The organism is Leifsonia sp. PARNA 1/14 (assembly GCF_055720965.1).
The window spans coordinates 775,730-793,962 of sequence record NZ_JBVQSP010000002.1 but is presented as its reverse complement, the minus strand read 5'-3'; the positions used below and the strand labels follow the sequence as shown (position 1 = coordinate 793,962).

The following is an 18,233-nucleotide window of genomic DNA, read 5'->3' as shown; positions in this document are numbered from 1 at the left end:
CCCGGAGCAGCTGTGGGAGCGCTCCCTGAAAGATTACGAACTTTTACACGGTCGTCACACAGCGTTCACATGCGGAGTACCCTCGCAGGCTCGCGAGACGCCTCTACTGCGGACGTCGCCCCGGGGCTATGCTGACGCCGTGACCGCAGTCGAGCGCTCCACCCGCCGGACGACCCGCCAGCTGATCGCGCGTCGCCGCGTGGCCGCCGCGATCGTCGGAGTCGCCGTCCTCGGCCTCCTCACGGGCTGCGACCTGTTCGCTCCGCAGGACACGAAAGACATCAAAGAGACGGCGGACGGCGTCAACGGCGACATCGGCGCGATCTTCATCGGGAACGCGGTTCTGCTCACGACGGACCCCTCCGGGACCACGAGTCTGGTGGCCACCCTCGTCAATCAGGGCGAAAAGAACGAGGACGTGCGGATCAGCACCGACTCGGGCACCGAGACGGTGACCGTGAAGCCCGCCGAGTCGGTGCAGACGGGCACCTCCGACGGCGAGTCGGTCCTGTTCCAGGGGCTCGGCGCGAAGCCGGGCTCGCTGGCCTACGTGACATTCGAGACGAGCACGGAGACCGAGACGCTCAACGTGCCGGTGCTGGACGGCGGGCTGCCGCAGTACAAGGATCTGGCGCCGTAACGCCGATCGCCCGGCACTGTCGGCGCGCGGCCTGCTAGCGGTCGGCGAGGATTCTCTGCCAGTCCGCCGGCACCCGCTCCCGCGGCCCGGGGACGGTCTGCGACTCCGGCCGGCTGTCCGGCGGCGCCAGCCGCGGCCCGTCGATGTAGGCGCGGCGGGTGAAGTCCCAGAACCACTCCTCACCCGGCTCGAAGCTCTGGATGACCGGGTGCCCGGTCTCGGCCGCGTGCGCCCGCGCGTGCCGCGACAATGAGTCGTCGCAGCAGCCGACGTGGCCGCATTCGGCGCACCGTCGCAGGTGCACCCACCAGCCGCCGGAGGCGTCGCAGTCGACGCAGCCCGCGCCCGAGGGCGGGACGGCGGGATCGATTCCATCGGTCATCGGTCTCTCCTCGTTTCGGCGTCAGCCTAGGCAGGTCGCGTGGCCGGGGGAAGTGCCCGCTAGCCTGAGAGAACCATCATGCGCGTCCTGCCGCGTCCCAGCACAGGAGGCCGTAAGTTGGAGCGTCGCATCAAGAGGAGGTCGCGTGACGCAGCAGGTCCAGGAGTCGCTCCACGTTCGCGGCGCGCTGTTCGACGGCGACGAGCGCACACAGGTCGCGACGATCGGCGAGCTGCTCGACGACCTCCAGACGAGCACCGCGTTCGGCTACCTCGAGATCAGCGACCCCGACCGGCTGCAGCTGCCTGAGATCGCGGAGCGCCTCGGTGCACCCGAACTCCTGCATCCTCCGGCGTCCGCGTCGACCGGGCATATGCCTCTGGTCGCCGGCGAGCACGTGCGGCTGTCGGCGCACCGCGTGCAGCTGGAGGAGCCGACCTTCCAGCTCGTGGTGGCCGACCTCCACATCTACGTGCTGCCGCGACTGCTGATCCTCGATCACGACGGCGGGTTCGACACCGCCCCGTTGCGCGCACGGCTCGACTCCGAGAAGCGCCACCGCGACCAGGGAGTCGGCTGGCTGCTCTGGATCGTGCTCGACGAGCTGCTCGGGGAGGCCGGGGCGGCCCTGGAAGCGCTCGACGACGAACTCGACGACATCGAAGACGTACTGCTGGCACAGGGGGCGAAGCCGGCCGCGATCCAGACCCGCGTGTACCAGCTGCGCAAGTCGGCCTCCCGGCTGCGCCGCTGCCTGCTGCCGCTCCGCGACGCGGTCGACGCCCTGCTGCGACGGGAGGCCGACTGCGTCAGCGCCCCCCTGTTCCCGCTGTTCCAGGGGCTCTACGACCGGGGTGTGCACCACGTGGAGTGGGCGGACTCGCTGCGCGACCTGGTGACCGCGCTCTCCGACACCCAGATCGCGATGGAGGGCAACCGACTCAACGTGATCATGAAGAAGGTGACCAGCTGGGCGGCGATCATCGCCATCCCCGCGGCGGTCACCGGCTTCTACGGCCAGAACCTCCCGTACCCGGGCTTCAACTCGATGGGTGGGCTGTGGACCTCCACGCTGCTCATGGTGGTCGGCTGCGGCGGGCTGTACGTCGCATTCAAACGCAAGGACTGGCTGTGAACCCTCTGGAATAGAGAAGTCGATCCATGTGTTCTCATGGATATAGCTGGGCAATGGAGCCTCGAGCATCACCGAACCACCGTCGAGGAGAACCATCCCATGTCGCTGATCGACACCGTCACCCGCACCGCCGACACGTCCTACCCGCTGCTTCCCGCACTCGCAGAGCGCTGGAGCCCGCGCGCCTTCGACACCGAGGCCGTGATCGACGAGGCCAAGCTCACTGCCGCCTTGGAGGCCGCACGCTGGTCGCCGTCGGCCAACAACTCCCAGCCCTGGCGCTTCATCGTCGCCCGCCGCGGCAGCGCTGCGTTCGACACGATCGTCGCGAACCTCATGGGCTTCAACCAGGCCTGGGCGGGCGCTGCTGGAGCTCTCGTCGTCGCCCTCGCCGAAGTCGTCGACACCGACGGCAACGAGCGCCGCTGGGCCACCTACGACGTCGGCCAGGCGGTCGCCCACTTCAGCGTGCAGGCGCACCACGACGGCCTCCACACCCACCAGATGGGCGGCTTCGACGCCGCGGGCCTGCGTGCCGCGTTCGACCTCGACGAGCGCTTCCGCCCGGTCTCGGTGACCGCCGTCGGCATGCTCGGCGACGTGGACGCCCTCCCGGAGCCGCTGCGTGAGCGCGAGCTCGCGCCGCGCACCCGCAACGCGCTCGACGACCTCCTGGTCGTCAACTCCTGAGCCAGAACGCGAAGGGCACGTCGTTGTCGGTTTCCACACGGAAAAGTGACAACGACGTGCCCTTCGGCGTACTGGGCTAGGGGCGCACGAGGGTCTTGATCGCGCGGCGCTCGTCCATGGCGGCGTAGGCCTCACCGATGTCTTCGAGCGGCAGCTCGAGGTCGAACACCCGGCCGGGCTGGATGGCGCCGGACCAGACGTCCTGCAGCAGCTCCTCCACGTAGTTGCGCACCGGCGCGACGCCGCCGTTCACGCCGACGTTCGTGTTGAAGAGCGTGCGGATGGGCAGCTCGGCGCCACCGTTCGGCACGCCGACGTAGCCCACCATGCCGCCGGGCCGGGCCGAGCGGATCGCCTGGTCCATCGACTCCTTGGTGCCGACCGCCTCCAGGACGCAGTCCGGGCCGATCCCGTCGAAGAGTGCCTTGACTGCGGCGATGCCCTCGTCGCCGCGCTCGGCCACGATGTCCGTCGCGCCGAACTCGCGCGCGAGCGCCTGGCGGGACTCGTGCCGCGACATGGCGACGATGCGGGAGGCGCCCAGCCGCGCGGACGCGAGCACCGCGCAGAGGCCGACCGCGCCATCGCCGACCACGACGACCGTGCTGCCCCGGGTGACGCCCGCCGACAGCGCGGCGTGGTGGCCGGTGCCCATGACGTCCGACAACGTGAGCAGGCTCGGGATGAGGTCGTCGCTCGGGTACTCGGGCGTCGCCACGAGCGAGCCGTCGGCGTGCGGAACCCGCACCTTCTGGCCTTGGCCGCCGTCGGCGAAGCCGCCGAGCTCGTCGTTCGCACCCCATGCGCCGCCGTGGAGGCACGACGTGCTGACGCCGTTCTTGCAGTTGGCGCAGGTCATGTCGCAGTCGTAGAACGGCGCGATGACGAAGTCGCCGACGGCGATCGTGCGCACCTCCGGGCCGACCTCTTCTACGACGCCGACGAACTCGTGGCCGATGCGGCGCGGGCGCGTGGTCGGCGTGACGCCGCGGTACGGCCACAGGTCGGAGCCGCACACGCACGCCGCCACTACACGCACGATGGCGTCGCCGCCGGTGGACAGGACGGGGTCGGGCACTTCTTCGAGGCGAACGTCGCGTTCGCCGTGGATCACGGTCGCAAGCATGAGGGAGAGCCTACGCCGACGGGATGTGCCCCGTCTGCGGGCCAGAGGGCGAGCACTCCGATGTCCTAGGCTCGCATCCAGACTCCGCGCCGCCCGACCCGACGAGCGCGGCCCCGAAAGCGGCTCTGCGGAAGGACGGCGGATGGCGGTGAGCACTGTCGCGATGCGACCTGCGACGCCCGCCGACGAACCGCTCCTCCGCCAGGCCTTCGAAGAGTCCGATCATGAGGCGGCCGCGCACGGCACACCCCGAGCGAGCGGTTCTCGGCGGTACCGGGACCACGCTGCCGACCTCCGCGCGCGCCACCCCGGCGCACGCACCTCGATCCTGATCGACAGCGGTCAGGCCGCCGGGGCGATCACCACGGACCGCGCAGGCGCTCGCATCCACATCGTCGCGCTCGTCGTGCTCGCGGCCCGCCGGAGGCGCGGGGTGGCCTCCACCGCCCTGCGAGAACTGCTGCGCGCCGGCGATCACGCCACCGTGCTCGTGGACGCGGCGGATCGGGGAACGCGCCTGTTCTACGCGCGGCACGGATTCGAGATCGTGGCCGAACAGTTCGGCCTGCTGCTGATGGCGACCGGCGCCGACGACTGACGAGCCGACGACTGACGGGCCGCCGACTGACGGGCCGCCGACGCCGATCGGCGGCTAATCGCGAACGGGAGCGACGGTGAGACGATCGCCGGCCGGGTCCAGATCGACCCGCACCTGGTCCCCGTCGCGGATCTCGCCCGCGAGAAGCTCGGTGGCCAGCCGGTCCTCGATCTCGCGCTGCATCAAGCGACGCAGCGGACGCGCTCCGTAGATCGGGTCGTAGCCGCGCTCGGCCAGCCACCGCCGGGCGTCCGGAGTGACCGCCAGCTCCAGCCGGCGCTCCTCCAGCCGCCGCATCAGCCGGTCGATGTTCAGTTCGACGATCTCGCCGAGCTCCTCCTGGCTGAGGGCGGAGAACACCACGATGTCGTCGAGGCGGTTGACGAACTCCGGCTTGAACGCCTGCCGCACCATCTGCAGCACGGCCTCCTCGCGCTCGGTCTCGTCGAGCGTCGGGTCGACCAGGTGCTGGCTGCCGAGGTTGGAGGTCAGGATGAGGATGGTGTTGCGGAAGTCGACCGTGCGACCCTGCCCGTCGGTGAGGCGGCCGTCGTCGAGCACCTGCAGCAGCACGTCGAACACCTCGGGGTGCGCCTTCTCGACCTCGTCGAGCAGGATGACGGAGTACGGACGCCGCCGCACGGCCTCGGTCAGCTGACCGCCCTGCTCGTAACCCACATAGCCGGGAGGGGCACCGACGAGCCGCGAGACGGAGAACTTCTCGCCGTACTCGCTCATGTCGATGCGCACCATCGCCTTCTCGTCGTCGAACAGGAACGCGGCGAGCGCCTTCGCGAGCTCGGTCTTGCCGACGCCCGTGGGGCCGAGGAACAGGAACGAGCCCGTCGGCCGACCCGGGTCGGAGATGCCCGCGCGCGTGCGGCGCACGGCGTCGGCGACCGCCTGCACGGCCTTCTTCTGTCCGATGATGCGGCGGCCCAGCTCGTGCTCGAGGTGCAGCAGCTTCTCCGTCTCGCCCTGCGTGAGCCGGGCGACCGGGATGCCGGTCCATGCAGCCACTACGGCGGCGATGTCGTCGGCGGTGACCTGCTCGTTCACCATGCGCGGGTGGTCGGGGTTCTGCTCGGCCTGCTCGGCCTCCGCCAGCTCGCGCTCGATGCCCGGGATCGTCTCGTACTCGATGCGCGAGGCCTCCTGGTAGCGGCCGTCGCGCAACGCGAGATCGCGCCGGGTCTTGGCCTCGTCGAGCTGCGATCGCAGCTCGCCCACGCGGTTGAGGGAGGCCTTCTCGGCCCGCCACCGCTCCTGCAGCGCCTCCAGTTCGCCCTCCTGCTCGTGGAGGCGCTGGCGGAGCTGCTCGAGGCGCTCCTTGCTGGCCTCGTCCTTCTCTTTCTTGAGCGCGAACTCCTCGAGCTTCATGCGCTCGACCTGGCGCTGCAGGGTGTCGATCTCCACCGGGGCGGAGTCGATCTCCATCTTCAGCCGGCTGGCGGCTTCGTCGATCAGGTCGATCGCCTTGTCGGGCAACTGACGCGCGGTGATGTACCGGTTCGACAGGGAGGCCGCGGCGACCAGCGCGGAGTCCTCGATCGTGACGCCGTGGTGCGCCTCGTAGCGGCCCTTGAGCCCGCGCAGGATCGCGACCGTGTCCTCCACGCTCGGCTCACCCACATAGACCTGCTGGAACCGGCGCTCGAGTGCAGCGTCTTTCTCGATGAACTCCCGGTACTCGTTGAGCGTCGTGGCGCCGATCAGGCGCAGCTCGCCGCGAGCCAGCATGGGCTTGAGCATGTTGGAGGCCGCGACGGAGCCCTCCCCGCCACCGGCGCCCATCAGGATGTGCAGCTCGTCGACGAAGGTGATGATCTCGCCTTCGGCGTCGTTGATCTCCTTGAGGACGGCCTTGAGCCGCTCCTCGAACTGGCCGCGGTACATCGCGCCGGCCACCAGGGCGGAGAGGTCGAGCGACACGAGCTGCTTGCCCTTGAGCGAGTCGGCGACGTCGCCGGCGACGATGCGCTGGGCCAGCCCTTCGACGACGGCGGTCTTGCCGACGCCGGGCTCGCCGATGAGCACGGGGTTGTTCTTGGTGCGCCGCGTCAGTACCTGGCTGACTCGGCGGATCTCGGCGTCACGCCCGATGACCGGATCGAGCTTGCCGCTCTTCGCGATCTCGGTGAGGTTGATGCCGTACTGTTCGAGGGCGCTCTTCGCCTCCTCCTGCGTGGAGGGGGCGCCTTGCATGTTCGCCATTCTCCGTGGTTTCCTTTCGAAGTCCTGTGACAAAGTTGAGTCTACTAAGCTCAACTTTGGTTTGGCGAGGGGTATTCCGAATTTCGTCGACGCCCCGGTGCGTCGCGTGCGACTAGCCTGAACTCCATGATCGACCCGTTGGACGTGCGGGTCGTGCTCCTCGACAGCGCGACCGCCGCGACGCTCGCCCAGGTCCTCCCCCTGCTCCTGCTCACCCTCATGGTGGAGCTGAGGCGGGTGGAGGTGCATCGTCGCGGGCGCGTCCGGCTGACGCGCACCCTCCTCGGCGTGTTCTTCCTGATCTTCGGGATCATCGAGACGATCCTGGTGCTGTCGATCGACGGCACGTTCATCCCGTTCGAGTGGACCGACCTCGTGCTCGCGCTGGTGATCTTCGGCCTGCTGGCGCTGCTGTTCTGGCTTTCTCTGCTGGACGCACCGAGCGCCAGGAAGCGCAAGCGCGAGCGCGATTGAGAACGCCGAAGGGCACGTCGTTGTCGCTTTCAGGGGCGGAAAGCGACAACGACGTGCCCTTCGCGGGTCAGTCCTGCGAGGTGGGAGGCTGCGGGGCCTTCGGAGGCTGCGGGGGCTTGCGCCGCGCGGTGAGGATGACGATGACCACGCCGAGCAGGGCGAGGACGACGATCCCGATGCCGATGCCGATCACCAGCGGGAGGCCGCTGTCAGTCGACGACGGCGCGGTCGCGGGCGCCGAGGTCGAAAGCGTCTGACCGGGCGATGGGGCCACCGCCCCCGGGGTCGCGACCGCTCCAGGGGTCTCCGGGGCGCCGCAGGTCGGCGTTGCCGAGCCGCCGGACGCCGCCGCAGTGCCCGAGGCCGGCTTGTACTCGAACCCGTAGGTCCCCGAGACCGTGTGGCCATCGGCCGAGACGATCTGCCAGTCCACGGTGTACGCGCCGGCCGCGCCGAGCTTCACCGGCGCGCTCACGCCGCGATCGAGGATGGTCGGGCAGCCGGTCTCGAAGTACCGGCCTCCCGAGGTCACCTGGAGGATCGCCGACTTGCCGTCACCGGTCAGGTCGAGCACCCGGTCGTTGAACGTCAGACTCACCTGCGTCAGCGGCTCGGTCTGCGTCGCGCCGCTGGCAGGGGAGCTCTCGACCAGGTAGTCGTGCGCGCTCGCGGCCGCGGCCGGCGCGAGCGCCAGGGCGGCCGCCGCGAGCACGGCTCCGGCGGCCGCGATGCCGCGACGGCCGATGCGCCGGGATGGTGTGCTGGTCTGGGGCATCGTCACTTCGTTCCTTCTGTCGGATTCGTGCCGTCCGTCTTGGACGCAAGGGCGCTCGCGGGCCGCGGACGTCGCATCAGCGCCAGCACCGAGACGACGAGGGCGATGGCGCCGAGCAGCACGCCGCCCATGCCCAGACCGATCGCGGTCGCCGCCTCCGCAGGCGAGGCCGCGGCCGACGTCGCGGGGGCGACGGCGGTCGGCGTCGCCAGCAGTCCGGCCGCACCCCCATCGGCCGCCGGAGGCGCGTCGGTGATGTATACCGTCGGAGCCGGGTGCTCCGGCTCGGCACCGGAGGCGGGGGTCTTCTCGTCCCAGTCCACCACCGAGCCGTCGGAGTAGAACTGGTGCGTCGGCAGCACGATGCTCCCGGTGTTCGGCATCGCGCCGGCCGAGATCACGAACTGCTGGAACTGGCCCGGCGCGATCTGCACGCCCTGCGCGGCGGTCCAGACGATCTTGACGGGCGCCTCGGTGACCGTACCGTCGTCGGTCTTGATCGGCTTCGCGAGCTTCTCGGTGACCACCTGCGTCGACCAGCCGGCGAGCGGCTGGTACGACACCGAGCCGAGCGGCGTATCCGTCGGGAGGTCGACCTCCAGCTTGACCGTGCCGGCCGTCGCCGACTCGGTGGGGACCTTGAAGGTGAGCGTCGCGTAGCTGCCGACGGACGCCTGGTCAGGATCGACGTGCACATGCGCGCTGGCGGCGAGCGGCGCCGCGAGGGCGAGGGCGATCGCGGCGGCGGAGGCCGTGCCGGCGACGGCGGCGGTGCGGAGGCGCAGGCGGCTGCGCGTGGTGGAGCTGTTCATGGGTTCGTCCGATCTCGGCCGCGTCGAGGCGGGCCGGGTGGGGGATGGATGACGCCCCCGGCCGATCGCACCACTGCGGGTGCAGGGCGACGGACGGCGAGGGAGGAAGCATTCCCCGGACGGCGGTGAGACGCGCGACGAGTCAGCGTGCTGAGACGTAGGGCCCTGCTCAGCCGGCCGGGACGAACGTCGCCGGCGGCCCGCGGCGACGCCTCCCGTCGAGCACGGTGTCGAACCGGCGCAGCACGCGCGGGGCGTCGGCGACCGCCGTGGTCAGGCGCCGCTGCAAGGCGGGTCGCACCGCCGCCACGCGGTCGACGAGCCGGCCCAGGACGAAGAACGCGAAGCGGGCGACCGCCAGCAGCGTGCGCTCGCCGTGCAGCAGCACGGCGATGGTCAGCAGCGCGGCGGCACCGTGAGAAAGCCACATCCACGGGCTGTCGCCGAAGACCATCGCCGGCATCGCCATCCCGCTCGCGGAGGTCGCCGAGCCCGACCCCGGCACCAGGGTCAGGTGCATGCCCGTGTGGAGGTGACCATCGGCCGGCATCCCGCTGAACGTCGCCGAGGGGCTCAGCGTGAAGAGCGCGTGGAACAGGAACTGACTGACCAGCACCGACACGGTAAGCCTCCACGCAGCGACCCGCTTTCCCACCAGCGCGATGCTGCCGAGCGAGGAGAAGACGAGGCTGAGAGTGAGGGCGAGAGCGCTCGGCGCCAGGCCGCCGCCCACCATGTGGAACAGCGCGGCGACGAGGGTCGCGACGGACGCGGCGGCGAAGCCGCGAGCGACCCGTGCTCCGCGCGAACTCATGAGGCCACTCTACGCGGCGTCGAAGTGGCGCGACTGCCGAGCATCCGGGGGTTGGAGGATGCTCGGCGGTCGCACCGGGTCGAGAGGCGTCAGAGCGCTGCGGGATCCCTGTCGTCGATGTTCGCCGGAGCCGCGGCGTCGAGCTCGGCCGGGAGCTCGAGCGGACGACGCGTGTAGTAGCCCTTCGCCTTGCGGTAGAAGAGCACGAGCGGCACGATTCCCACGACGATCAGGCCGACACCGAGGATGTTGACGATCGGGTCGTTCTGGGTGATGCCCATCACGAAGATCACGCCCATGAAGATCGCCCCGGCCGCCGGCCAGAGGAAGATCAGCAAAAAGTTCTTCACCGATTTGAACAGCACCCGGCGGTAGGCGACCACCACGGCGATGCCCGCGAGCGTGTAGTAGAACGCGATCTGCATGCCGATCGACGCGATCGCGTTGGTCATGATCTCGCCCACCGAACCGAGCAGGTTGGAGCCGACGAACAGGACGATCGAGACGCCGACGACCACGAGCGTCGCGAACGCCGGCGTCCTCCAGCGCGGGTGGATGCGGCCGAACGCCTTCGGGATGGTGTGGTCGCGGCCCATGGCGAACAGCGTGCGGGTCACCTGGATGAGCGTCGTCTCCAGCGTCGCGATGGTCGACAGCGCCACGGCGACGACGAGGATCTTGCCGCCGATGCCCGGCCAGACCGCGTCGCCGAGCACCGAGAGGATGTTCGCGCTGTTGTTCTCGATGGTCTTCGACGGCAGCATGATCAGCGTCGCGATGGTGAAGATCTCGAACAGGAGGAAGACGATGACGATGCCGATGATGCCGGCGGAACCCGCGTTCTTGTGGCCGTCCTTCGTCTCCTCGTTCAGGTTCGACGCGACGTCCCAGCCCCAGTAGTAGAAGGCGGCGATGAGCGCGGCCGAGACGAAGACGCCCTGACCGGTCAGGTGGCTGAAGCCCAGCCAGTCCCACGAGAACGACGGACCGGCATGGCTGCTGGTCGCCGCACGCACGATCATGAGCACCGCGAAGAGGATGAGGATACCGACCTCGATGAGCGACATGACCCACTGCGCCCGCGCGGTCACATGCACGCCGAACAGCACGCACGCCGCCATCACGAGGAACCAGATCGCGCCCACCCCGGTGATCAGCCAGGCGTTGTTCGCCTGGTCCGGGGCGAACAGGGTGACGGTCATCGCGCCGGCGGGGAGGGCTCCTGCGACCATGAAGATCGTCGCCGAGATCACGAGCGCCCAGCCGGACAGGAATCCGAGAATGGGGTGCAGGGCTCGGGCGACCCACGAGTACGTGGCCCCGGCGTTCACGTCGGCACGTCCCAGGTAGAGGAACGCCCAAGCGATGCCGAGCATCGGGATGCCGCACCAGAGCAGTGCGGCCGGCGCGCCGAGCGCAGCAGCGCCGACGAGTGTCGCGGTCGTGGCCGCGATGGAGTACGCGGGCGCACTGCCCGCCACCGCCATCACGATGGAGCCGGCGGCGCTCACCCCGTCCGCCTGCAGCGCGTGCTTTTCTTCGCCCCCGCGAGGGTCGGCTCCGTTGCCGAGTGCTACGGAATCCGGCCGGGAATCTTCCTGCGTCATTGCTCTCCCTGGCTAGGGTCGCGTATGCGACAGAGGGACGTTAGCAAGTGGATGCGGCCTACGTAAAGCCTTTTTGCTACGAAATCGGTTGTCGCTGCGAAGAAATGTGACGGAAACCGAAAGCGTTCTGTGTGAACTCAGAGATTTTCGACACTTTCCGACCCTGGTGAGCACGTCTCAGAGGCCGCGCGGACCGGCCGGCCCGGCTGATGCTCGCTCGCCGAGATGACGAAGGTGGCGTGCCGGGCGGTCCCGCCCGCCGGGCGGAAACCCAGGCGCAGGGCGAGACGCGCCGACGCGAGGTTCGACCGGTCGACGACAGCCGTCACCAGGCAGGCGCCGAGTTCGTCGAACGCGAGGTCGAGCATGGCACGCGCGGCCTCCGTGGCGTACCCGTGACCTCCCGCGGCCGTGAGCTGCAGCCAGCCGATCTCGGCGACGCGGGTCTCGAGAGCCACCGTCCGCAGGTGCAGCGAGACATCGCCGATCACGTGGCCGTCGAGCTCCATCGCGAGCACCAGGAGGTCGCCCGGCTGCGAGAGCGTGGAGTGGGCCGTGCGGTCGACGAGGTGCTCCCCCACCTGGCGGGCGGTGCGCAGCGGCCAGTCGAGCCCGTGCCGCACCTCCTCGTCGTCCTCGATGCGACGCCAATCGGCCTCGTCCGACAGCCGATAGGGCCGCAGGAGCAGGCGCGCCGTCCGCACCTCGTGCGCCTCGACCGGCCTCCCGATGGCGGGCGCGCTCCACAGGGAACGCAGCGCCAGCAGCCCGGGGAACGGACCGCGGTGGCGCGGCAGCAGGTGAGGGCGGCGCGGGAGAGAGGCCACAGCATCCTCCTCTCCTGACTCGACGCTAACTCCGCAGTGCTATGGCGCGGCTGCGACCTCCACCCGCACGGTGAGAAGCGCGGAAGCGATCCATAGAAGACGCACAGGCCCGGGAGTCGACCCCGCTGGGGTGGCTTCAGATCCGACCTCCGATGTGCCTAGGGTGTCGCATGACCGACGGGCAGCAGAGTGGAGGCGCGCAGGGCGACGGCCCGGAGCGCGGCGATGCCCCCGAGCGCGGCGAGACCCCGGAGCGCCGCGGCGTCTCCCGCCGGGCCGTCGTCGCGGCCTCGATCGGCGCGGGCGTCGCGCTGCTCGCGGCCGGAGCCGCGGGCGTCGCCGGCTTCACCCCCGTGCTGACCGGACGTGGCGGCCTCCTCGCGCACACGCCGTCGCCTACGCCGTCGCCGACGCCGACACGACCCGCGATGCTGACGGTCGCGCACCGAGGCGGCTCCCGGGACTGGCCGGAGATGTCGATGCTCGGGTACGCCAACTCCGTGAAGCTCGGCGCGCAGGCGCTCGAGATCTCGTTGGCGCGCACGAAGGACGGCGTCTGGTTCGGCCTCCACGACCCGACGCTCGACCGCACGTCGGGAACGGCCGGGTTCGTCGCCGCCGAACACACCTGGCAGGAGATCTCGCAGTACCGGATCACCGCTGCCCAGACGACGAATCCCGCGCAGCCGGCCCAGCCGTACCTCCGCTTCGAGGAGCTCGTCGACGCGTTCGCCGCGACGCACGTCATCTACGTCGATCCCAAGATCGTGGCAGCAGAGTTCCATGCCGAGCTGTTCGCGATGATGTCGCGCGCGCCGTCGCCGGCCCGGGCGTTCGTCGCCAAGGGGTACTGCACCGCTACGGGGTGGGCAGGGGAGGCCACGGCACGCGGCTACCGCACCTGGGGCTACTACTACGCTGCCGATCTGCAGGCCGATCCGCACCTCCTGGAGACGACGCAGTCACGGTGGACGACCCTCGGGCTCGACTACACCGCGACACCGGCGATGTGGGACCAGGTGAAGTCGTACCGCAAGGCTGTGCTCGCGCACGTGGTGCCGGACGCCGCTGCGGCGGAGTCGGCGCGGCAGCGCGGCGCCGACGGGATCGTCGCCTCCGGCGTGCGCGAGGTGCTCGCCGAAGCGCGCGGCTGAGCGCGAACGCGCCCGCGCCGGACGCCGAGGGGCACGTAAACGCCCCTATTTCGCTGTTTTAGGGCGTTTACGCGCCCTTCGGCGAGGTTCGGTCAGTCGCGGCGGGAGGCCGTGACGGTGAACTTGGGGTTGCGCGCGATCTGACGGGTCGGGCCGACAGTGCGCTCCAGCGCCGGGCGGTAGCCGAGGTGCGAGTTCCAGACCGTCCACAGCTCGCCTCCCGGCACGAGCACCCGTGCGGCGTCGGTGAACATCCGGTGGGCGATGCCGGTGTGCACCGCGCCCCCGATGTGGAACGGCGGGTTCAGCACGATCAGGTCCGCCGACGCGTCGGGTTGAGCGGCCAGGCCGTCGTCGCGGACGACTTCCACCCGGTCGGCGACGCCGTTGGCCGCAGCGGTGGCCCGCGCCGATGCCACGGCCGCCGCCGACTGGTCGGTCGCGATCACGCGTACGGCCGGCCGCCGGGTGGCGAGCGCGGTGGCGAGCACGCCGGTTCCGCAGCCCAGGTCGATCGCCGTGGCGGCCTCCGGTGCCGCTCGGTCGAGCACGGACAGCAGGAGGCGCGTGCCGATGTCGACGCTCGCGCCCGCGAAGGCGGCGCCGTACGCGCAGACGGTCAGCCCGGTCTCGGTGTCGAAAGCGCGCTCGGGCCAGCGGTCGAGCGCCGTGGCCGCAGCGGGGTGCGGCTCGCGCACGGTGAGAACGCGGGCCTTCTGCCGGGCCAGGGAGACCTGCAGGTCGCCGAACACCTCGGCGAAGACGGCGTTCATCGCCGGCGTCATGTGCTTGAGCATGCCTCCGGCGTAGACGACGACCTCGGGATGCGCGTGCTCGGCGACGAGCGCGGCGATCTCGGCGAGCGCCTCCAGGCTGCGCGGCAGCCGCAGCAGCACGACGCGCGCGCCCGTGACGAGCTCGGCGTCGAGGGGATGGTGCTCGTACGTGCCGTCGAGGCCGAGCGACGCGGCGTTGGCGTCGAGAGCCCGCTCGGCCGTGAGCGGGTCCTGGTGCACGCGGATCGCGCGAGCGCCGCGCGCGGCCGCGGCCAGCGTGAGCGCACCATACGTGTCACCGATGACGACGAGCCCGCGGTGCAACACATCGTCGCCCGCGATGTCGGCGAGAAGGCGGTCGGCGGCGTCGGACGCGAACAGGTTCGGCGCCTCGACATCAGGCCGCCGACGCAGCTGCTCGTAGGGGAACACCACGACAGTCAATCAGACGGAGCCCTGTGGTAGTTCTGAGGCGTGACCGACCCCGACCCGCACATCCTCGCCCCCGGCCTGGCGCCCACCCCGTTCACCGCGGCCGAGATCCGGGCAGGCTGTCCTGTGGGGCGCGTCTCGGTCGTGCGGACGCCCGACGGGCTCGGGAGCATCCGCTTCGCGTCCGACGATGAGGAAGGCGCGTGGATCGAGGACACCCCGCTCGACGAGCACGCGGAGGCCGCGGGGCCGGTCGAGCGCGAGCGGTCGACGTGGCTGGAGCTGCAGGAGCACGCCGCGTTCCCCGCGGAGAGCACGACGATCGACCACGTGGAACTCTCCGGCCCGCTCGGAACCCTGCCCTGCCTGCGCTACACGGTGCGGCGTGGCGAGGCGGTGCTCGTGTTCTGGTTCGCCGTCGACCTCCCCGGGATGCCGATCCGGGTCGAGCGCACGGAGGACGGCGCGACGCGGGTCACGCTCGAGGTGGTCGGCGTGTCGGGGCTGCCTGGGCCGCCTGGGCTGCCTGCGTGCTGAGCCGGGCCGCCGTCAGCGGAAGGCGACGTCGCTCGCGCCCACGACCTCCGCGGTCCGCCCGGGGGCCCGGTGGTTGCCCCATTAGAGGTTCGTATGGGCGATCACCAGATCGGGCGTCGGAGCACCCCACTCGCTGAGGTCCTCCGTGGTGTGCGCGTCGCCGACCAGCGTCACGTCGTATCCACGAACCACCCCGCCGTGGATGGTGGACCGGATGCACTCGTCGGTCTGCGAGCCGGTCACCACGAGGTGCCCGATGCCGGCGGAGGCGAGCACGTCCTCCAGCGTCGTCTCTTCGAATGCGTCGGCGTAGTGCTTGGGCACGAGCGCCTCGCTGTCGTCGCGGGACAGCTCGGGGACGTATTCCCAGGCCTCGCTCCCGTACTCGACGTTCTCGTCGGAGTGCTGGATCCAGACCACCGGCACGCCTTCGGCCCTGGCCCGGTCGACCAGCCCGCGGATGTTCTCCACGACTTCGTCGCGTCGGTACGCGCCGCCGATCACCCCGTTCTGGACGTCGATCACGAGCAGTGCGGACCCCTCGCGATTGTGCAGTGTCGTCATGCGCTCCCCCTCTCTCTTGCGTGCGACGGTACTCGCGTCCGCCGACACAGTGCTCGCGAGGCGGCGCGGATTGCACCCGAAACCGTCGAGACGGCGGAGAATCAGCCGCTTCGTCACGGAACTGGTGCGCCCCCTCGACCGGAGCGATCACGGTCGAGGGGGCGGGCTCGGGCGGCCGGTGGCCGGCGCGACGGCAGCGGCGGATCACACGGTGAAGCGGATCGGCTCCCCCAGCGTCGCGACGGAGGTGCCCACCTGCACGGCGTACTCGCCCGGCTCGGTGCGCCAGGCGTGGTCGTCGACCGACCAGTACTGCAGCGAGCGCGGCTCGAGCTCGACGGTCGCGACCGCGGCCTCCCCGGCCTGCGCGCGGATCAGCGCGTAGCCGGCCAGCCAGAGCACCGGGCGCTCGATCGGCGACTCCGAGACGCGGGACAGGTAGACCTGCACGACCTGCTTGCCTGCTCGTGCGCCGACGTTCGTGACCGGCACGCTCACGCTGCGGCCGTCGAGGCTCGCCTCGCCGAGCTCCCACTCGGTGTAGCCGAGACCGTGGCCGAACGGGATGGCCGGCGCGGGTCCGCCGAGGGCGGCGCGGCGCAACCACTCGCGGTAGCCGACGTTGAGCTTCTCGTCGTAGAAGAGCGCGCCGTCGATCGGCTCGACCTGCCAGACGGGCACGTCCTCCTCGTCCGCCGCCCAGGTCGTGGGGATGCGGCCACCCGGCTCGCGGACGCCAGAGAGCACGTCGGCGAGCGCCCCGCCGGTCTCCTGCCCGGGGAACCAGGTCAGCAGCACAGCGGGGGCGTCCTCCAGCCAGGGGAGGATGACCGGGCCACCCGAGTTCACGACGACGACGGTGCTCGGGTTGACCGCGAGCACGCGGCGCACCAGCTCGTCCTGCCCGGCAGGGAGGCGCAGGCCGGTGCGGTCGAAGCCCTCCGACTCGAGGGTCTCGGTGGTGCCCACGACGACGACCGCGATATCGGAGGCTGCGGCCAGCTCGACCGCGCGCTCCAGCTCCGCCTCGGGATCGGCGAACGGCTCCTCGTAGCCGAAGGTGAACATGACCGCCGCGAGGCCGGCCTGCTGCTGCGGCCGGTGCTCCAGGCGCAGCGACACGCTCTCTCCGGCCTTCAGCCGCACGGGGAACGACTGCTTGGGCGGGTTGAGGAACGCCATGAACGGGTCGGTGCCATCGGGGAAGAACAGCCCGTCGCTCTTCAGCTCGCCGTCCACCTCGAACCGGAACAGCCCGAGACCGGCGAAGCCGACCGCGTACTCGCCGTCCTCCGGCGCCGTGAACTCGGCCGTCGCCTCCACGACAGCGGTGTCGCCGAGGATGGGGTCGCCCAGCCAGACCAGCTTGCCGGAGGTGCGGTGCTCGTCGAGCAGCACGTCGCCCGCCTCGCTCAGGAACCGCACGTGCAGCCCCGGCTCGCCGGTGACCGGGTCGGTGGCGACGCCGCCGTCGATCGGGAGGACCGACTCCGACGACTTGACGCCCGCCGCGTACCGCACGCGGTCGGCGCCGAACGCCTCCGCCAGCCCGTCGAACGGCGTGACGACGTGGTCGGGGAAGACCGTCGCCGAGCCGCCGCCCTGCGTGCGGGCGATGCGGGCGTGCTCGCCGACGACCGCGACGCTCAGGTGCGCGGACGCGTCGAGGGGCAGCACGCCGCCCTCGTTGCGCACGAGCACCATGCCGTCGGCCGCAGCCTCCCGCAGCAGCGCGTCGATGTCCTCCTGGGGCCACGGCTGCGCGAGGGGGGCCGCGGCCTCCACGCCCTCGAGCGCGCCGAGGCGCCCGGCGAGACGGAGGATGCGGCGCACCTTCTCGTCGATGGCGGCCTCGTCGACCTCGCCCGAGCGCACGGCAACCACGAGCGCGTCGCCCCAGACGCCCTCCGGGCCGGGCATCGCGAGATCCTGCGCCGCACGTCCGGCGGCGACGGTGTCGCGCACGCCCATCCAGTCGGAGACCACGACGCCGTCGAAGCCCCACTCCTCCTTCAGCGGGGAGTGCAGCAGGTCGTTCTCGGTCATCGTCACGCCGTTGACGGAGTTGTACGACGACATCACCAGCCAGGCGCCGCCCTCGACGACCATGCGCTCGAACGGGGCGAGGTAGACCTCGCGCAGGGTCCGCTCGTCCACGTTGACATCGACGGTCATGCGGTCGGTCTCGCTGTCGTTCGCCACGTAGTGCTTGGGCGTGGCGCCCACGCCGCACGACTGGACGCCCTTCACGAACGCGGTGCCGACGACGCCCGAGAGCCACGGGTCTTCGCTGTAGGCCTCGAAGTGGCGGCCTCCGCGCGGCGAGCGCTGGATGTTGACGGTCGGGCCGAGCGCGACGCCGACGCCCTTGCGGCGGGCCTCCGCGGCGATCAGCTGCCCGAGACGGTGCACCCGCTCGACGTCCCACGACGCGGCGAGGGAGGTCGGCGACGGCAGGCTCGCGGACGAGTCGCGCTCGTCCCACAGCTGCCCGCGGATGCCGGCCGGCCCGTCGGAGACCACGATGGTCTCCAGGCCGATCTGCGGTTCGTCGTGCAGCGTCCAGAAGGACGCGCCCGTGAGGAGGCGCACCTTCTGCTCGAGCGAGAGCGAGCCGAGCAGGCCGTCGAGGAACTCGTCCGCGACGTCGGTGGCGGTGGTGATGTCGGTCATGCG

General features: G+C 70.8%; 18 protein-coding genes. 7 read left to right on the top strand and 11 right to left on the bottom strand.

Annotation, left to right across the window (positions count from 1 at the left end; genetic code table 11):
- The first annotated feature begins 139 nt into the window (after window positions 1–139).
- Complete coding sequence (locus AC0HS0_RS08925) at window positions 140–640, top strand: hypothetical protein (protein WP_472963296.1); 501 nt, start codon at window positions 140–142, stop codon at window positions 638–640.
- A gap of 34 nt (window positions 641–674) precedes the next feature.
- On the opposite strand, the gene AC0HS0_RS08920 is transcribed toward AC0HS0_RS08925, so the two are convergent.
- Window positions 675–1,022: a UBP-type zinc finger domain-containing protein gene (locus tag AC0HS0_RS08920; RefSeq protein ID WP_472963295.1), complete on the bottom strand. Its 348-nt coding sequence runs from the start codon at window positions 1,020–1,022 to the stop codon at window positions 675–677.
- Between the two features lie 145 nt (window positions 1,023–1,167).
- On the opposite strand from AC0HS0_RS08920, the gene AC0HS0_RS08915 reads away from it, so the two are divergent.
- Window positions 1,168–2,157, top strand: a complete 990-nt coding sequence (locus tag AC0HS0_RS08915) for a CorA family divalent cation transporter (RefSeq protein WP_472963293.1) — start codon at window positions 1,168–1,170, stop codon at window positions 2,155–2,157.
- 99 nt (window positions 2,158–2,256) lie between these two features.
- Window positions 2,257–2,847, top strand: coding sequence for a nitroreductase family protein (locus tag AC0HS0_RS08910; protein WP_472963292.1), 591 nt, complete (start codon window positions 2,257–2,259; stop codon window positions 2,845–2,847).
- 76 nt (window positions 2,848–2,923) lie between these two features.
- On the opposite strand, the gene AC0HS0_RS08905 is transcribed toward AC0HS0_RS08910, so the two are convergent.
- Window positions 2,924–3,973 carry a zinc-dependent alcohol dehydrogenase family protein gene (locus tag AC0HS0_RS08905; protein ID WP_472963290.1) on the bottom strand — a complete coding sequence of 350 codons (1,050 nt, stop codon included), beginning with the start codon at window positions 3,971–3,973 and terminating at the stop codon, window positions 2,924–2,926.
- A 142-nt stretch (window positions 3,974–4,115) separates the two neighbouring features.
- On the opposite strand from AC0HS0_RS08905, the gene AC0HS0_RS08900 reads away from it, so the two are divergent.
- Complete coding sequence (locus AC0HS0_RS08900; protein ID WP_472963288.1) at window positions 4,116–4,571, top strand: GNAT family N-acetyltransferase; 456 nt, start codon at window positions 4,116–4,118, stop codon at window positions 4,569–4,571.
- Window positions 4,572–4,625: 54 nt separating this feature from the next.
- On the opposite strand, the gene AC0HS0_RS08895 is transcribed toward AC0HS0_RS08900, so the two are convergent.
- Entirely contained in the window at window positions 4,626–6,785 is a 2,160-nt protein-coding gene (locus tag AC0HS0_RS08895; RefSeq protein ID WP_472963286.1) for an ATP-dependent Clp protease ATP-binding subunit, read from the bottom strand.
- A gap of 126 nt (window positions 6,786–6,911) precedes the next feature.
- Between AC0HS0_RS08895 and AC0HS0_RS08890 the strand changes: the two genes are divergently transcribed.
- The gene (locus tag AC0HS0_RS08890) at window positions 6,912–7,259 is read left to right on the top strand and encodes a hypothetical protein (RefSeq protein ID WP_472963285.1); all 348 of its coding nucleotides are present in this window, start codon (window positions 6,912–6,914) and stop codon (window positions 7,257–7,259) included.
- Window positions 7,260–7,326: 67 nt separating this feature from the next.
- On the opposite strand, the gene AC0HS0_RS08885 is transcribed toward AC0HS0_RS08890, so the two are convergent.
- The 5 genes from AC0HS0_RS08885 to AC0HS0_RS08865 form a co-directional block, all read right to left on the bottom strand.
- On the bottom strand, window positions 7,327–8,034 hold the full coding sequence (locus AC0HS0_RS08885; RefSeq protein WP_472963282.1) for a copper resistance CopC family protein: 708 nt from the start codon (window positions 8,032–8,034) through the stop codon (window positions 7,327–7,329).
- 2 nt (window positions 8,035–8,036) lie between these two features.
- Window positions 8,037–8,846, bottom strand: a complete 810-nt coding sequence (locus AC0HS0_RS08880; protein WP_472963280.1) for a YcnI family copper-binding membrane protein — start codon at window positions 8,844–8,846, stop codon at window positions 8,037–8,039.
- A 169-nt stretch (window positions 8,847–9,015) separates the two neighbouring features.
- Entirely contained in the window at window positions 9,016–9,660 is a 645-nt protein-coding gene (locus AC0HS0_RS08875) for a hypothetical protein (RefSeq protein WP_472963279.1), read from the bottom strand.
- Between the two features lie 89 nt (window positions 9,661–9,749).
- Window positions 9,750–11,267 (bottom strand): APC family permease, encoded by a 1,518-nt coding sequence (locus tag AC0HS0_RS08870; RefSeq protein WP_472963277.1) that lies wholly within the window; start codon window positions 11,265–11,267, stop codon window positions 9,750–9,752.
- A gap of 137 nt (window positions 11,268–11,404) precedes the next feature.
- Complete coding sequence (locus tag AC0HS0_RS08865; RefSeq protein WP_472963274.1) at window positions 11,405–12,094, bottom strand: GNAT family N-acetyltransferase; 690 nt, start codon at window positions 12,092–12,094, stop codon at window positions 11,405–11,407.
- 170 nt (window positions 12,095–12,264) lie between these two features.
- Between AC0HS0_RS08865 and AC0HS0_RS08860 the strand changes: the two genes are divergently transcribed.
- Window positions 12,265–13,248: a glycerophosphodiester phosphodiesterase gene (locus AC0HS0_RS08860; RefSeq protein WP_472963272.1), complete on the top strand. Its 984-nt coding sequence runs from the start codon at window positions 12,265–12,267 to the stop codon at window positions 13,246–13,248.
- A gap of 92 nt (window positions 13,249–13,340) precedes the next feature.
- On the opposite strand, the gene AC0HS0_RS08855 is transcribed toward AC0HS0_RS08860, so the two are convergent.
- Window positions 13,341–14,459, bottom strand: coding sequence for a class I SAM-dependent methyltransferase (locus tag AC0HS0_RS08855; RefSeq protein ID WP_472963271.1), 1,119 nt, complete (start codon window positions 14,457–14,459; stop codon window positions 13,341–13,343).
- Window positions 14,460–14,498: 39 nt separating this feature from the next.
- Between AC0HS0_RS08855 and AC0HS0_RS08850 the strand changes: the two genes are divergently transcribed.
- A complete protein-coding gene (locus tag AC0HS0_RS08850; RefSeq protein WP_472963269.1) occupies window positions 14,499–14,993 on the top strand; it encodes a hypothetical protein in 495 nt (164 codons plus the stop codon).
- Between the two features lie 81 nt (window positions 14,994–15,074).
- Here AC0HS0_RS08850 and AC0HS0_RS08845 read toward each other — a convergent pair whose 3' ends face one another.
- Window positions 15,075–15,557 (bottom strand): isochorismatase family protein, encoded by a 483-nt coding sequence (locus AC0HS0_RS08845; protein WP_472963268.1) that lies wholly within the window; start codon window positions 15,555–15,557, stop codon window positions 15,075–15,077.
- A 204-nt stretch (window positions 15,558–15,761) separates the two neighbouring features.
- Window positions 15,762–18,230: a beta-glucosidase H gene (locus tag AC0HS0_RS08840; RefSeq protein WP_472963266.1), complete on the bottom strand. Its 2,469-nt coding sequence runs from the start codon at window positions 18,228–18,230 to the stop codon at window positions 15,762–15,764.
- Between the last annotated feature and the right edge of the window lie 3 nt (window positions 18,231–18,233).